Below are 13,082 nucleotides of genomic sequence, written 5' to 3'. Positions count from 1 at the left end.
TTCCGCCCGGGGACGGAACGACGGAGAGGTTTCGGCGCGGGCGTCACGGATCGGACATCGGACGCCGTTGGCTGCAAGAGATTTTGCGGCCACAACTGCCGTCGATACCGTCGGCTGTTGGCACGGGGCACCGGGCGCGATAATCCCTCCGGGCGATGGAGGCAGGCGCGGCGAATGAACGACAGCGAAGTTGACGTTCTCATCGCGAGCGGCGGTCCCTTCGGGCTGATGCTGGCGAACGAACTCGGGCGGCGCGGCGTCAAGGCCGCGCTGTTCGATGCCAAGCCCTCGACTGCATTCAATCCGCAGGCGAACGCCACGCAGGCACGCACGATGGAGCACTATCGCCGCCTCGGCTTCGCCGACGAGATAAGGCGGCTCGGCCTGCCCGCGGACTATCCGACCGACATCGCCTATTTCACCCGCTACGCCGGCCACGAGCTAGCGCGCTTCAAGCTGCCATCGGCGAAGGATGCGCACAGGACCACCGCGACCAACGCCGGTTCGTGGAACGCGGCGGAACCGCCGCACCGGGTCTCGCAGAAATATGTCGAGCGCGTGCTGCGCAGCCACGCCGAGGCGCTGGCGGGCATCGAAGTCAATTTCGACTGGCGGCTCACCTGGTTCCAAGACGAGGGCGAGCGAGTTCGCACCCGGGTCGAGCGCAACGACCGGTCGGGGAAGCGGGAAATCGTGGCGCGGTATCTGGTCGGCGGCGACGGGCCGCGCAGCACGGTGCGGCGCCAGCTCGGCATCGCCTACGGCGGGGAGACGGGTGTGCGGCGCCACTTCTTCGGCGGACGCATGTTCGCGATCTACATTCGCTGCTCGCAGTTCTACGAGGTCGTGCCGCATGCGCCGGCCTGGATGAACTGCACCTTCAACGAGGACCGCCGCGCCTTCATGGCGGCGGTGGACGGACGCGGCGAATTCGCCTTCCACACCCAGTTGCGCGAAGGCGAGGACGAGGATGCGATCTCCGACGACGACGCCCGGCGCATGTTCCAGGCAGCCATCGGCGTGCCGGTCGACTGCGAAATTCTGTCGAAGACCGGCTGGACCGCCGGCCATGCGCTGGTCGCCGACCGGTTTGCCGATGGTCGCGTCTTCATCGGCGGCGACGCCGCGCATCTCTTCACGCCCGCCGGCGGGCTCGGCTACAACACCGCGATCGAGGATGCGGTCAATCTCGGCTGGAAACTCGCCGCGGCGCTGAAAGGCGTCGCCGGCCACGGTCTGCTTGCCAGCTACGAGATCGAGCGCCGCGCGGTCGCAGTGCGCAACACAAACTTCGCGCGCGCATTCGCCGATTCGCTCGGCAACTACGTCCCCGCCCCCGAGATCGAGGATGAGACGCCGGCCGGCGAGGCGGCGCGCCGCGAGGCCGGGGCCTATCTGGAAGCACACGGGCGCAAGGAGTTCAACATCCCCGGCATCACCTTCGGCGCGCGCTACGACGGATCGCCGGCGATCGTTCCGGACGGCGCGACCCCGCCGGAGGACCTCGTCAACGAATACCGTCCGTCGGCGGTGCCCGGCGGACGCCCGCCGCACTACTGGCTGGCGCCTGGACGCTCGCTCTACGACGCGTTTGGCTTCGAATGGACGCTGCTGCGCCTGGGCGGCAACCCGCCGGGCGGGGAGGCCTTTCTCCGCGAAGCCAGGCGGATCGGGATCGACCTGACGGTGGTAGGCATCGCCGACGAGGAGGTCGCGGCGCTCTACGAAATGCCGCTGGTGCTCATCCGGCCGGACCAGATCGTGGCCTGGCGCGGCGCGGACGACGAGGATGCCGAGGCGATCTTCTCGCGCCTGCTCGGGCGCGACCTCGCGGTCGTGGAACGCGTCTGACTCACCGACGCTTCTTCGGCTTATCTAGCAGCGCCACAGCCTCGACATGGGCCGACCAGAGGAACTGGTCGATGGGCACGACGCGCTGCAACAGGTATCCGCCGTCGATCAGGATCTTCAGGTCGCGCGCCAGCGTCAGCGGGTTGCAGGAGACGGCGGCGAGCTTCGGGACGTCGCTGCGCGCCAGTTGCTTCGCCTGGTCTTCGGCGCCGGCGCGCGGCGGGTCGAAGACCACGCCGCCGAATGCGTTCAGCTCCTTGAAGGTGAGCGGGCGGCGGAAGAGGTCGCGCTTCTCGGTGGTGACGCGCTTCAGCCCCGTCGCGAAGCGGAAGGCGCGGTCGAGCGCGCCAAGCGCGGCCTCGTCAGCCTCCACTGCATGAACTTCCGCATGTCGGGCAAGGCGCAGAGCGAAGGCGCCGGCGCCCGCAAACAGATCAGCCACCTTCTTTCCTTTCGCGAGATGCGGCACCACCAACGCGGCCATCGCGTCCTCGGCCGCGGCCACCGCCTGCAAAAAGCCGCCGGGCGGCGGCTCGATTGCCATCTCTCCGGCCATGACCATCGGCTTGCGCGATTCCACCACGATCTCGCCGTCGACAGACAGCCGCGCGAAACCTGCCTTCAGGACGTAACGGCCAGCGGCGTGGCGCGCCTCGTCGGACAATGTGCCTTGATCGGAAGCCGCTATGTCCAGGCCAGAGGCGGTCGCGGTGACCAAGAGGCGGAACGGCGAACCCGACATGGCGACGATCGACGCCAGCTTGCGCAGTTCCGGCAGCGCCGCGACGATCTCCGGCAGCAGGATCGGGCATTCCTCGACATCGATCAGGCTGTTCGACTGCGCCTCGTTGTAGCCGAGGAGCACGCCGCGCTCGGTATGGCGGGCGGTGAAGGCGGCGCGGCGGCGGCTCTCGGGGGCGCAGGCGACGAGATCGTCGACCGGCACCTCGATGCCGCGCGACTTGAGCGCCTGCACCACCTTGTCGCGCTTCCACTGCCCGTAGGCCGCCGGCTCGAGATGCTGCAACACGCAGCCGCCGCAGACCCCGAAATGCCGGCACCTGGGCTCGACGCGCAGCGGCGAGCGATCGATCAGCGCCATCAATGTGCCCCGCTCGCCCTCCACAGCGGCCGTCACGGTCTCGCCCGGCAGGGCGAAGGGAACGTAGGTCTGGCCGCGTTCGGTCCAGGCGATGCCGTCGCCCTGCCCTCCGAGGCGTCCGATCTTCAGGCGTGTCGTCACCTGCCTCATCGGTCCTTCACTCCCGCCAGCAGGAACTCGCGGTTGCCGTCGCCGCCCTCGATGGGTGACGCAGCGACGCCGAGGGAGCGCCACCCCGGCTGCGTCTCCAGCCAGCCGGCTATGTCGGCGGCAATCCGCGCGCCGTCGGCGGGATCGCGAAGAATACCGCCCTTGCCGATCGCATCGCGCCCGGCCTCGAACTGCGGCTTGACCAGGAAGACGCCGCGGGCGCCGGCTGCCCCGAGCGCCATCGCGGGCGGCAGGGCGAGCCGCAATGATATGAAGCTGACGTCGGAGACGAGGAAATCGGGCACCGCGCCGCCGATGTCGTCGGAGGCCAGATCGCGGGCGTTCATCCCCTCGATGCTGACGACGCGCCGATCGTTGCGGATAAGCTCGTGAAGCTGCCCGTGTCCGACATCCAATGCGAAGACGCGCGCCGCGCCGCGCTCGAGGAGCACCTGCGTGAAGCCGCCCGTGGATGCGCCGATGTCGAGTGCTGTCGCGTCTTTCGGATCGAGGCCGAAGTGGTCGAGCGCGGCAGCGAGCTTCAGCGCGGCACGCGAGACATAGCCTCGCGCCGGGTCCCGGACCTCGACGGCGACGGTATCGGGAACGGCCTGGCCCGGCTTGACGTCGGCCCTGCCGTCGACCGACACGGTGCCGCGCAGGATCGCGTCGCGCGCCCGCGAGCGCGACGGGAACAGGCCGCGCCGGACGAGCAGGTCATCGAGGCGGCGCTTGCCGGAATGGTTTTCGCTGGGGAGCATCCGCACTCATTGGGGGATGCACCGCCGCAAGGCAAGCAGCGCGTGAACGAATTCAGAAAGCGAGGTTGACCGCCACCAGCGGATCGCGCGCCCGGACCAGCCCTTTCGGCCAGTTGCGCGCCGGTCCCGTGGAGCCCGTGTGCTCCTCGGCACCGGAAACGAACAGCGGATTGGCGTCCGGCGCGAAGCTGCCGCGTATATCGCCGATCCTCCCCGCCAGGATGCGCGCGGCCGCCTCGTCGATCGACCGGTCGTATTTATCGTCCGCGACGGCGGGCGAGCAGACCACGGCGAACAGCGCCACCGCCCCCAAGAGCCTTGTCATCTTTTTTCTCCCTGTCCCGGCTCCTGTCTAGCGCAGGCGAGCTAATATTCGGCCAAGGGAGAGGGTAAGCGGGAGGAAAACGTTCAGCGTAAACAGATGGTTATGAGGCGGCCGGGCACCTCCGTCCCCGCCTCAGGCGCGGACGGCCCGTGAGGCGGCGCCCAGAGCGGCGAACACGGCGCGGACGATGCCTGCCGTGTCCAGCCCGGCGTTGGCGTACATGCTTTCGGGCTTCGCCTGGTCGGTGAATTCGTCCGGCAGGACCAGCGGCCGCACCTTGAGCCCGTTGTCGAGCAGGCCCTCATGCGCCAGGAAATGCAGGACATGGCTGCCGAAGCCGCCGACCGAACCCTCCTCGACCGTGATCAGCACCTCGTGCTCGCGCGCCAGGCGCGCGATCATGTCCCGGTCGAGCGGCTTTGCAAAACGCGCGTCCGCCACCGTGGTCGAAAGACCGGCCGCGTCCAGTTCCTCGGCCGCCGCCAGACAGTCGGCAAGCCGCGTTCCGAGCGAAAGAAGCGCCACCTTGGTGCCCTCGCGCATGATCCGGCCCTTGCCGATGGTCAGCGCGATGCCGCGTTCCGGCATGTCGACGCCGACGCCGTTGCCGCGCGGATAGCGGAAGGCGATCGGGCCGTCGCCGTGCTCGACCGCGGTCCGCACCATGTGGCGCAGTTCCGCCTCGTCGGCGGCCGCCATCACCGTGAAGCCGGGAAGCATCGACAGGTAGCCTACGTCGAAGGCGCCGCAATGCGTCGCGCCGTCGGCGCCGACATACCCGGCGCGGTCGATGGCGAACCGCACCGGCAGGCGCTGAATCGCGACGTCGTGCACCACCTGGTCGTAGGCGCGCTGGAGGAATGTCGAATAGATCGCGGCGAAGGGCTTCAGTCCTTCCGTGGCGAGGCCGGCGGCGAAGGTCACTGCGTGCTGCTCGGCGATGCCGACGTCGAAGGTGCGCTTCGGGAAGGCCTCGCCGAAGAGGTCAAGGCCGGTACCGCCCGGCATGGCCGCCGTGACCGCCACGATGCTCTCGTCCTCTCGCGCTTCCCGAATCAGGCTCTCGGCGAAGACCTTCGTGTAGGCAGGCGCGTTGGCGGGCGCTTTGGCCTGAGCGCCGGTGATGACGTCGAACTTTCCGACGCCGTGATACTTGTCGTCGGCCGCTTCGGCGGGGCCGTAGCCCTTGCCCTTCTGTGTCACGACGTGGATGAGCACCGGCCCGTTTGCATTGTCGCGCACGTTCTTCAGCACCGGGATCAGGTGTTCCAGATTGTGCCCGTCGATCGGGCCGATGTGGAAGAAGCCCATCTCCTCGAACAGCGTGCCGCCGGTGACGTAGCCGCGCGCGTGTTCCACCGCACGCGTGATCGCCCGGTCGGCGGCCTTGCCGAGGTAGGAGGTGAGTTTCTTGCCGAACTCGCGGAAACCTTGGTAGGTGCGCCCGGAGGCCAGCCGCGCCAGATAGGCGCTCATGGCGCCCGACGGCGGCGCGATCGACATGTCGTTGTCGTTGAGGATGACGATCAGCCGCGCGTCCAGCGCGCCGGCATTGTTCAGCGCCTCGTAGGCCATGCCGGCCGACATAGCGCCGTCGCCGATGACCGAGATGACGTTGTTCTTCCCACCCTTCAGGTCGCGCCCGATGGCCATGCCGAGCCCGGCCGAGATGGAGGTCGAGGAATGCGCCGCGCCGAACGGGTCGTACTCGCTTTCGTCGCGCTTGGTGAAGCCCGACAGCCCGCCTTCCTGGCGCAGCGTGCGGATACGGTCGCGCCGCCCGGTCAGGATCTTGTGAGGGTAGGCCTGGTGGCCGACGTCCCAGATCAGCCTGTCCTGCGGCGTGTCGAAGACGTAATGGATCGCGACAGTGAGCTCCACCACCCCGAGACCAGCGCCGAGATGTCCGCCTGTCTGGGAGACGGCGTCGATCATTTCCGCGCGCAGTTCCCTGGCGAGCTGCGGGAGTTCGGTCTCTGAAAGCTTCCGGAGATCTGCCGGAACGGAAACCTTGTCCAGCAGCGGCGTTTCGGGCGGCGATTTGGCGTTCATCTGTTTCTTTGCATTCGGTCGATCTTTGCAAATAGGGGCTCGACCATAGAAAGTAAACGCGGCGATTGGCGCCGAAGCGGCACATCTCCCGAGCCGTCGCGCTGGCGGATGCCCGTGCGGTGTGGATTGATGCTGCTTCGTACCCCGGAGAACGGCATGGCCTACGCGATCAAGACTGAGATCCGCGATCCAGAGGCGAAGAATTTCGTCTTCACCGCACAGAAGACGATGTATGGCGGAAAGCGGATCGCCGAGGGAGACACCATCTTCCTGTTCGCCAGCGAAAACGAGGGCGGCCGAGGTCTGATCGCCCGCGGCATCGTCACTTCGGCAGAGGCGATCGCCAAGGTACCGGGGATCGCCCGGCAGACGCCGCTCGTGAACGTTTCCGTCAACCGCACCGCCACCGCAAGGCGACAGCTGGGGCGCAAGGACCTCAAGCCTTTCGACGACTGGCGGGACGGCCGGTCCGAGACCGAGCTCAATTTCAAGTTCTACCGCCAGGCCACCGACAAGATCGTTGGCATCTCGGACGAAACCGCCGCATTCCTCGACGGCTATTTCCGGCCGAACGCGCCTACTCAGGCAGCGGAATGAATTCCTCCGCGTCGCCCGGAACGATGGCGAACCGGCGGGTGCGCCACTCGTTCTTGGCCTGCTCGATGCGTTCCTTCGATGACGAAACGAAGTTCCACCAGATGTGCCGCGGCGAGCCGAGCGAGGCGCCGCCGAAGAGCATGAAGTGGGTGCCGTCTTCCGATTCCACCACGATCTCGTCGCCTGGGCGGAAGACGAGCAGGCGGTCGGCGCCAAAACGATCGCCGGCGATCGTCACTTTGCCTTCGAGCACGTAGATCGCCCGCTCCTCCGCATCGGCCGGAATGCGCACGCGCCCACCGGCCTTCAGCCTGATATCGGCATAGAGCGTGTCGCTGGCGGTGCGGACCGGCGAACGCACGCCCGAGAAATTTCCGATGACGATGCGGCCAGACGCGCCATCGTCATCGAACTCCGGCAAAAGCGCGCGGCCGGTGTTCTCGAAAGTCGGCGCCACCTCCTCCTTGTCGTCGGGCAGCGCGATCCAGGTCTGCAAGCCCGACATCGACATGGGCGAGCCGCGCAGTTCCTCGGGCGTGCGCTCCGAATGGACGATGCCGCGACCGGCCGTCATCAGGTTCACGTCGCCGGGCTCGATGACCATCTCGGTGCCGAGGGAATCGCGGTGGCGGATGCGGCCGTCGAAGAGATAGGTGACGGTGGCGAGCCCGATATGCGGGTGCGGCCTGACGTCCATCGCGGTGCCCGGACGCAGGATCGCCGGCCCCATGCGGTCGAAGAAGATGAAGGGACCGACCAGCCGGCGCTTGGCCGTCGGCAGCGCGCGCCGCACCTCGAAGCCGCCGATGTCCTTGGCGTTCGGGATGACCATCAGTTCGATGGCGTCGCAGGCGAAGGCATCGCCGGGCTCGGGATCGTTGCCGGGAAAGAAGCTCATGGCGGATTCCCTTCGTCAGGACCAGGTCAGCAGGGCGACATCGTAGCGCGCAAGATGCCTATCGTATGTCACCAGTTGAAGATTTTCCATGATCGCCTGCGCAAGCATGAGCCGGTCGAAGGGATCGGCGTGGATCGGCGGCAGCCGCTCCACCATGGCGGCGTGTCCAGCCGTGACGTCGAGGAGAGAGAAGCCGGCGGTCTGGAATTCAGCTATGGCCTGGTGGGCCGAGAGGGGCGGAGCATCGGCCCGGCCGAGCGGATGCTTGATCGCAATCTCCCAGACGGCTGCGGCGGACACCGCTACCGAGCCGGAATTCTCGAGGAGTGTTTCCTTGATATGTGCAGGCAAGCGCTGCGGGGTGTTGGTCGCCCAGATCGCTACATGCGTATCCAGCAACAGTCTCACTTGTCCTCGTTCTCGCCAAGGAACATCTTTTCGATTTCGGCATCCAAGGCTTGAAATGACTCATAATCCAGTGGCGGATACTTTCCGACCGCCAGTCCCAGCCTGATCTTCCTCTTCGGCTGTGCGTCCAGTTGAACCAGCTTCGCCGCCGGCTTGCCGTTGCGGGCGATGATGATCTCTTCCTCCGCGCCGGTTTCGACGGCGTCGACCAGCTTGGATAGGTTCGTCTTTGCATCGAGCATATTGACGATGGGCATCGTTGCGCTCCTTAGCCAACCCTGACCAAGATAAGACAGACGAGACTGGATGGCAATGGGACCTGGATGAACCGCCCGCCCGGAGTATCCGCCCCGGACCGGCGTCTCGCACCAAGCTGCACCACCGGGTGCAGGCGTCACTCAGGCCGTGCGCACTGCGGCCTCGCCGGTCCTCGCGCGCCGAAGCTGCGCGAAGACGATGCCGTGCAGGATCAGGTAGAACGGCACCAGCACCGTCGGGATCAGCGACCAGGGCAGCTGGGCGATGGCCGCCGAGCCGGCACCGGCGGATATGACCTGGAGGGCGAAGCCGTTGGTCGAGATCGTCCCGAGGGTGACCGCGAGGATCAGGTCGGCGGCGCCCAGGTAGTTCCAGGCAGCGACGCCGGCATGGGAGGCCGTGCCGCGGGCAAGCGCGGCGGCGAGCGGCAGCGCGAGGAGACCGACGGCGATGTCGCCCCAGCCGGCCGCCTGGGGGAACGGTCCGCCAAGGCGGCCGGCCGCCGCCAGGAACAGGAAGAAGACGCCAAGGAGCCGGCCTGCGTTGAGGCCGACGAGGAGCGGCATCGGCAGGTCGAGAAGAGCCGACCGGACCGCGGGCGAGCGCCACGCGGCGAACCCGACCACGGTCACGGGCGCAAGCACCATCAGGCCGAGGATTGGAACCGTGAGCGCGAGTTCGGCCGCGAAGGCGCCGGCGGTGGCAAGTGAAACCTGCAGGCCGACCCAGAGGCCGACCGCCGTGGCGAGGGCGAGCCTCGCCGTCCGCGATACCTGGAGCGCGCTGAGCACAGCATTGAGATTGACCACCGCTACGGCGGTGAGGACCGTTCCACCCAGAAAATCGAGAAACATCGTCGTTCCTTTCAAGTGTATCTACACGTTTTCAGGCACGTCAAATCACTAGAACCGGAGACTGGGCGATGGTTCACGGCATGCCGGAGGACGTCCGCCCGGTCGTCGCGGACGCACCGGGGGGTGCGCCGTCCGGCAGGTTCCGCTGTCCAGGCTCCCGCACCGCTTTCGCCTGCGCGGCCTTCCATGCCGGAAGCGCCTCACCGGCTATCGCCCTTCCCGCAAGGGTGACGGAGACAAAGCGCTGCCGCGCGTCACGGCCCGGGGTCTCGGTCACGTGACCGGCCGATCGGCTGAGGGCGATGTTGCGCGTCAGCGTCGTCCGGTCGATGCCGAGACGCTCGGCCAGGTCGCGCATCGACAGCGGGCCGGCAAGGACGAGCGTCGCCAGCAGCGTGAACTGGTTCACGGTCAGGCCGTGCGGCCGAAGATGGTCGTCATAGAGCCGCGTCAGGCGCGCGGCCTCGCGGCGCGCCGACATGCAGCGGCAGTTTGGGCAGTCCGAGAAATCTGCTGCTTCAATCATGGAATGAGTGTATATGCACTCTTCTGATCGCGCAATCGATTTTCTGCACCCTGAATCCATGGCCTGGTACACGAATCCCCTGCCGGTGGCACCGGCGCGGCGCGGACGCCGCCCTCCCCAAAGGCCGCAAGCACCTGCCGTGTCCGGCCGGCTTGCGCTAGCCGAGGAACTGGGCCGCCGCGCCGGCGAGGAGCGCGAGGTAGGTCGCGATCATCCCTGGGGCGCGGATGCTGGAGCGACCGAGCGAGATACCGACCGCGTGGAGGCAGCGTCCCGCCACGAGTAGCCCGGCGATCGTCCAGAGCCATGGCTGCGCGGCGCGCGCGGATTCGGCGAGGCCGAGCAGGATGAGGCCGAGAGGACATATTCGATGAAGTTGCCCTGGGCCCGGATGCGGCGCAGCAGCGTCTCGTCGTCGCCGGTGCCGATGCGCGTGCCGACGGCCATGCGGCGCAGGCTGACCCTAACGCTGAGAAGGACGAGTGCGACGGCGGCGAGCGCGGCAACAGCGGACGTGACCGGCAGCATGCGGGTTCCTCCAGGGCGGGTCGATGCAGCGACTATCGCTTTTGAACTTGCAAATTGCAAGTGAAAATGACAGATTCCGGTCATGATCGAATTCCGCACAGGCTGCCCGATTGCCTCGACGCTCGACATTGTCGGCGACCGGTGGTCGCTGGTCATCATCCGATCGATGGTGATGGGAGCCCGCAGCTATTCGGACTTCTTGGCCATGCCGGAGAAGATCTCGACCAATATCCTGGCCGATCGCCTGAAGCGGCTCGAGGAGGCGGGGATTGTCGCGCGGAGACAGGCGCGGCAGGGACAGACGCGCGGCGCCTATGCGCTGACGGCCAAAGGCGGCGGGCTCGTTCCGGCGCTGCAGGCGCTCGCCCGCTGGGGCGAGGCGGAACTGCCGGATCGCTGGACGTCTCCGGAGCGCTTCTACGCCGCGCGGCCGGAGGATTTCGGTGATGATTCCCGCGGCGGGAGGCCGGGCCGATGAAGCGCGGGAGTGCTGCCTATTCCGGATCGAGCGGCTCGGTGCCGACAGGCTGCCCATCGCGCGACAGGCGGATCTTTTCCACCTTGGCTTCGGCGGCCTTCAAAAGCTGCTCGCAGTGGCGCTTCAGCGCTTCGCCGCGCTCGTAGATGGCGATCGACTTTTCCAGCGGGACGTCGCCCTTCTCGAGGTCGTCGACGATGCGCTCCAGCGCCTCGAGCGCCTGCTCGAAGCTCATAGCCCTGACGTCCTCGTTTGCCTGTTCCGGCATTCGTCCTATCCCCTCATCAGTCGCGTGACGTGCACCGCCGTCGACATCGCCAGGCCCTGGAGGTCGTAACCGCCCTCCAGCAGGCTGACAAGGCGGTTGGAGCAGAAGCGGCCAGCGCGGTCCATCAGCTCACCAGTGGCCCAGTCGAAATCGTCCTCGTAAAGGTCGATCTCGGCCAGCGGATCCCGGTGATGGGCGTCGAAACCGGCCGAGACGATGATCAGGTCCGGCCCGAACCGGTCGATCGCCGGCAGCACGCGCGAGCGAAAAGCTTCGCGGAAATTGTCGCTGCCGGTGTGCGGCGAGAGCGGCGCGTTGACGATGTTGCCCGCCCCCGTCTCGTCCTTGGCGCCAGTACCAGGATAGAGCGGCATCTGGTGCGTGGAGCAGTAGAGCACTGTCGGGTCGTCCCAGAAGATGTCCTGCGTGCCGTTGCCGTGGTGGACGTCCCAGTCGACGATGGCGACCTTCTCGGCGTCGAACTTCTTCTGCGCATGACGGGCCGCGATGGCCGCATTGTTGAACAGGCAGAAGCCCATGGCGGTGAGCTTCTCGGCGTGATGCCCGGGCGGGCGGGCGGCGACGAAGACGTTGTCGGCCTTCCCGGTGAAGACGTCATCGACGGCGGCGGTTGCGGCGCCGACGGCGGTGAGCGCCGCTTCCCATGTCTTGGAGCTCGCGGAGGTGTCGGCATCGATGCGCACCATGCCTTCCTCGGGCATGGCCTTGCGGATTCGCTCCAGATATTCTTCCGGGTGGGCGAGAAGCACGGCGGAGGGATCCGCCATCGGTGGCTCCTTCCGGTCGAGCGCCTCGAAGCTCTCGTGCTCCAGCGCCCTGGCGATGGCGCGCAGGCGGTCCGGCCGTTCGGGATGTCCCGGCGGGGTGAGGTGTTCGAGATAGATCGGGTGGGTGTAGAGGCGTGTCGTCATGCGCGGGAACTTAGCACTCCCGCGGCGAAGCGCCACCTGCGAACCGCCGCAGGGGCGCCTCCGTCAACAGGCTTGCGGCAGGATCGGCCCCGCGCGGGTCTCAGGCGGGCCTGGGCTCTTCCGCCGGGCCGGAGGAGCCCGCCGGCCGAAACTGCGCGGCGGCCTTCGCCTTCAGTTCGCGGAAGTGCTTCGAGGCATCGCTGAGTTTGCGGTCCCATTCGGCATTCGGCGTCTGCGTTTCGATGGTGCGGAAGTAGACCGCCATCAGCGCGGCGATCGCGAAAGGTTCGAGCAGCGCCGCCTTCAGCGCCCAGGCGAAGACGATAGCCAGGACGAAGGACCATCCGGCGAGCTGGCCCGGCATGGCATAGAGGACGGCCGCGGCCGGCGCGAGCATGAAAAAGAAGATGACGATGGCGATCAGCCACATGAAAACCGACAGCCAGACGGCGTTCCTGACCATCGTCGCGCCGTTCTGGGCATACAGGACGACACCCTGGCGCGCCGTGTCGAAGGGCGTGTCGCTCTCCGCCCTGATGTTGTAGCCGAGGATGATCTCGTCGACATAGGTCAGCGACATGCGGATCACGCTGTTGATGAAGCCGACGATGCCTTGCAATCCCGGTATCGGCAGGAAGGCCGCGACACCGCCGATCAGGCCGGTGATGGCGCGGATCACGCCCTTGACCAGCTGGTCGAGGACGAACAGCGCGTTCGCCTCGGCGAAGCGTTCGGTAACGATGTTCCGGGCATAGGCGATCTGGCCTTGCCCCTCGGGCAGGTCGCGTCCGTCGATCAGCAGGACCATGGCGGCGATGTGCCCGGCCTTGATCATGTAGAGGATGTACTCCCGCAGCCAGTAGAGCAGCAGCGAGATCGCGCCGAAGCCGAGTATGCCGCCCCAGAAGGCGAAGGTCAGCGGCCCGTCGGGATCCGCCACGATGTGGCCGACGCCGTAGCCTACGCCGGCACCGGCCCCGGTCGCCAGGATGTAGCCCATCGTGATACCGAAATAGACGACGAGCCGAAGCAGGATGAACGGCCAGGTGCGGGCCAGGATACCGAGCGTGCGGCCGATGTCGAAATCCCACATG

16 protein-coding genes are annotated in these 13,082 nt (G+C 67.2%); 3 read left to right on the top strand and 13 right to left on the bottom strand.

The genetic code is table 11. From position 1 onward, the window contains the following. The first annotated feature begins 174 nt into the window (after positions 1-174). A complete protein-coding gene (locus ABGN05_RS25475; protein WP_367956831.1) occupies positions 175-1,851 on the top strand; it encodes an FAD-dependent oxidoreductase in 1,677 nt (558 codons plus the stop codon). Between the two features lies 1 nt (position 1,852). Here ABGN05_RS25475 and ABGN05_RS25470 read toward each other — a convergent pair whose 3' ends face one another. The 4 genes from ABGN05_RS25470 to dxs all read right to left on the bottom strand — a co-directional run bounded on the left by ABGN05_RS25470 (position 1,853) and on the right by dxs (position 6,241). Continuing rightward, positions 1,853-3,094 (bottom strand): class I SAM-dependent RNA methyltransferase, encoded by a 1,242-nt coding sequence (locus tag ABGN05_RS25470; RefSeq protein ID WP_367956964.1) that lies wholly within the window; start codon positions 3,092-3,094, stop codon positions 1,853-1,855. 5 nt (positions 3,095-3,099) lie between these two features. Beyond that, positions 3,100-3,864, bottom strand: coding sequence for a TlyA family RNA methyltransferase (locus ABGN05_RS25465; protein WP_367956830.1), 765 nt, complete (start codon positions 3,862-3,864; stop codon positions 3,100-3,102). 52 nt (positions 3,865-3,916) lie between these two features. Next, positions 3,917-4,189: a hypothetical protein gene (locus tag ABGN05_RS25460; RefSeq protein WP_367956829.1), complete on the bottom strand. Its 273-nt coding sequence runs from the start codon at positions 4,187-4,189 to the stop codon at positions 3,917-3,919. Between the two features lie 132 nt (positions 4,190-4,321). Continuing rightward, a complete protein-coding gene (gene dxs, locus ABGN05_RS25455) occupies positions 4,322-6,241 on the bottom strand; it encodes a 1-deoxy-D-xylulose-5-phosphate synthase (RefSeq protein WP_367956828.1) in 1,920 nt (639 codons plus the stop codon). Between the two features lie 129 nt (positions 6,242-6,370). On the opposite strand from dxs, the gene ABGN05_RS25450 reads away from it, so the two are divergent. Then, positions 6,371-6,838 (top strand): hypothetical protein, encoded by a 468-nt coding sequence (locus tag ABGN05_RS25450; RefSeq protein ID WP_367956827.1) that lies wholly within the window; start codon positions 6,371-6,373, stop codon positions 6,836-6,838. Here ABGN05_RS25450 and ABGN05_RS25445 read toward each other — a convergent pair. From ABGN05_RS25445 to ABGN05_RS25420, 6 genes are all read right to left on the bottom strand, one after another. Next, positions 6,819-7,736, bottom strand: a complete 918-nt coding sequence (locus ABGN05_RS25445) for a pirin family protein (protein WP_367956826.1) — start codon at positions 7,734-7,736, stop codon at positions 6,819-6,821. The two genes, ABGN05_RS25450 and ABGN05_RS25445, sit on opposite strands and share 20 nt — an antisense overlap. Positions 7,737-7,751: 15 nt before the next feature. Continuing rightward, positions 7,752-8,144, bottom strand: coding sequence for a type II toxin-antitoxin system VapC family toxin (locus tag ABGN05_RS25440; protein WP_367956825.1), 393 nt, complete (start codon positions 8,142-8,144; stop codon positions 7,752-7,754). Next, positions 8,141-8,401 carry a type II toxin-antitoxin system Phd/YefM family antitoxin gene (locus ABGN05_RS25435; RefSeq protein WP_367956824.1) on the bottom strand — a complete coding sequence of 87 codons (261 nt, stop codon included), beginning with the start codon at positions 8,399-8,401 and terminating at the stop codon, positions 8,141-8,143. Before ABGN05_RS25435 ends, ABGN05_RS25440 begins: the two co-directional genes overlap by 4 nt. Before the next feature lie 141 nt (positions 8,402-8,542). Then, the gene (locus ABGN05_RS25430; RefSeq protein ID WP_367956823.1) at positions 8,543-9,256 is read right to left on the bottom strand and encodes a DUF8737 domain-containing protein; all 714 of its coding nucleotides are present in this window, start codon (positions 9,254-9,256) and stop codon (positions 8,543-8,545) included. A 73-nt stretch (positions 9,257-9,329) separates the two neighbouring features. After that, positions 9,330-9,782 carry a MarR family winged helix-turn-helix transcriptional regulator gene (locus tag ABGN05_RS25425; protein WP_367956822.1) on the bottom strand — a complete coding sequence of 151 codons (453 nt, stop codon included), beginning with the start codon at positions 9,780-9,782 and terminating at the stop codon, positions 9,330-9,332. Between the two features lie 157 nt (positions 9,783-9,939). Beyond that, complete coding sequence (locus ABGN05_RS25420) at positions 9,940-10,128, bottom strand: MAPEG family protein (RefSeq protein WP_367956963.1); 189 nt, start codon at positions 10,126-10,128, stop codon at positions 9,940-9,942. 264 nt (positions 10,129-10,392) lie between these two features. Here ABGN05_RS25420 and ABGN05_RS25415 point away from each other — a divergent pair, with 264 nt between their 5' ends. Continuing rightward, positions 10,393-10,788: a winged helix-turn-helix transcriptional regulator gene (locus ABGN05_RS25415; RefSeq protein WP_367956821.1), complete on the top strand. Its 396-nt coding sequence runs from the start codon at positions 10,393-10,395 to the stop codon at positions 10,786-10,788. 16 nt (positions 10,789-10,804) lie between these two features. Here ABGN05_RS25415 and ABGN05_RS25410 read toward each other — a convergent pair whose 3' ends face one another. The 3 genes from ABGN05_RS25410 to ABGN05_RS25400 form a co-directional block, all read right to left on the bottom strand. Beyond that, a complete protein-coding gene (locus ABGN05_RS25410; protein ID WP_367956820.1) occupies positions 10,805-11,056 on the bottom strand; it encodes an exodeoxyribonuclease VII small subunit in 252 nt (83 codons plus the stop codon). 5 nt (positions 11,057-11,061) lie between these two features. Continuing rightward, positions 11,062-11,988, bottom strand: coding sequence for a histone deacetylase family protein (locus ABGN05_RS25405; protein WP_367956819.1), 927 nt, complete (start codon positions 11,986-11,988; stop codon positions 11,062-11,064). Positions 11,989-12,088: 100 nt separating this feature from the next. Then, on the bottom strand, positions 12,089-13,081 hold the full coding sequence (locus ABGN05_RS25400; RefSeq protein ID WP_367956818.1) for a hypothetical protein: 993 nt from the start codon (positions 13,079-13,081) through the stop codon (positions 12,089-12,091). Position 13,082 lies beyond the last annotated feature (1 nt).

The organism is Aquibium pacificum, assembly GCF_040839445.1.
GTDB lineage: Bacteria > Pseudomonadota > Alphaproteobacteria > Rhizobiales > Rhizobiaceae > Aquibium > Aquibium pacificus.
Note: the sequence above shows the minus strand (reverse complement) of the source record. Positions and strands in the feature narration are given on the sequence as shown.

Coding starts and splice junctions, on each gene's coding strand:
- ABGN05_RS25475 (WP_367956831.1), top strand. CDS start 175: ATGAACGACAGCGAAGTTGACGTTCTCATCGCGAGCGGCGGTCCCTTC.
- ABGN05_RS25465 (WP_367956830.1), bottom strand. CDS start 3,864: ATGCTCCCCAGCGAAAACCATTCCGGCAAGCGCCGCCTCGATGACCTG.
- ABGN05_RS25460 (WP_367956829.1), bottom strand. CDS start 4,189: ATGACAAGGCTCTTGGGGGCGGTGGCGCTGTTCGCCGTGGTCTGCTCG.
- dxs (WP_367956828.1), bottom strand. CDS start 6,241: ATGAACGCCAAATCGCCGCCCGAAACGCCGCTGCTGGACAAGGTTTCC.
- ABGN05_RS25450 (WP_367956827.1), top strand. CDS start 6,371: ATGCTGCTTCGTACCCCGGAGAACGGCATGGCCTACGCGATCAAGACT.
- ABGN05_RS25445 (WP_367956826.1), bottom strand. CDS start 7,736: ATGAGCTTCTTTCCCGGCAACGATCCCGAGCCCGGCGATGCCTTCGCC.
- ABGN05_RS25435 (WP_367956824.1), bottom strand. CDS start 8,401: ATGCCCATCGTCAATATGCTCGATGCAAAGACGAACCTATCCAAGCTG.
- ABGN05_RS25430 (WP_367956823.1), bottom strand. CDS start 9,256: ATGTTTCTCGATTTTCTGGGTGGAACGGTCCTCACCGCCGTAGCGGTG.
- ABGN05_RS25425 (WP_367956822.1), bottom strand. CDS start 9,782: ATGATTGAAGCAGCAGATTTCTCGGACTGCCCAAACTGCCGCTGCATG.
- ABGN05_RS25415 (WP_367956821.1), top strand. CDS start 10,393: ATGATCGAATTCCGCACAGGCTGCCCGATTGCCTCGACGCTCGACATT.
- ABGN05_RS25410 (WP_367956820.1), bottom strand. CDS start 11,056: ATGCCGGAACAGGCAAACGAGGACGTCAGGGCTATGAGCTTCGAGCAG.
- ABGN05_RS25405 (WP_367956819.1), bottom strand. CDS start 11,988: ATGACGACACGCCTCTACACCCACCCGATCTATCTCGAACACCTCACC.
- ABGN05_RS25400 (WP_367956818.1), bottom strand. CDS start 13,081: ATGTGGGATTTCGACATCGGCCGCACGCTCGGTATCCTGGCCCGCACC.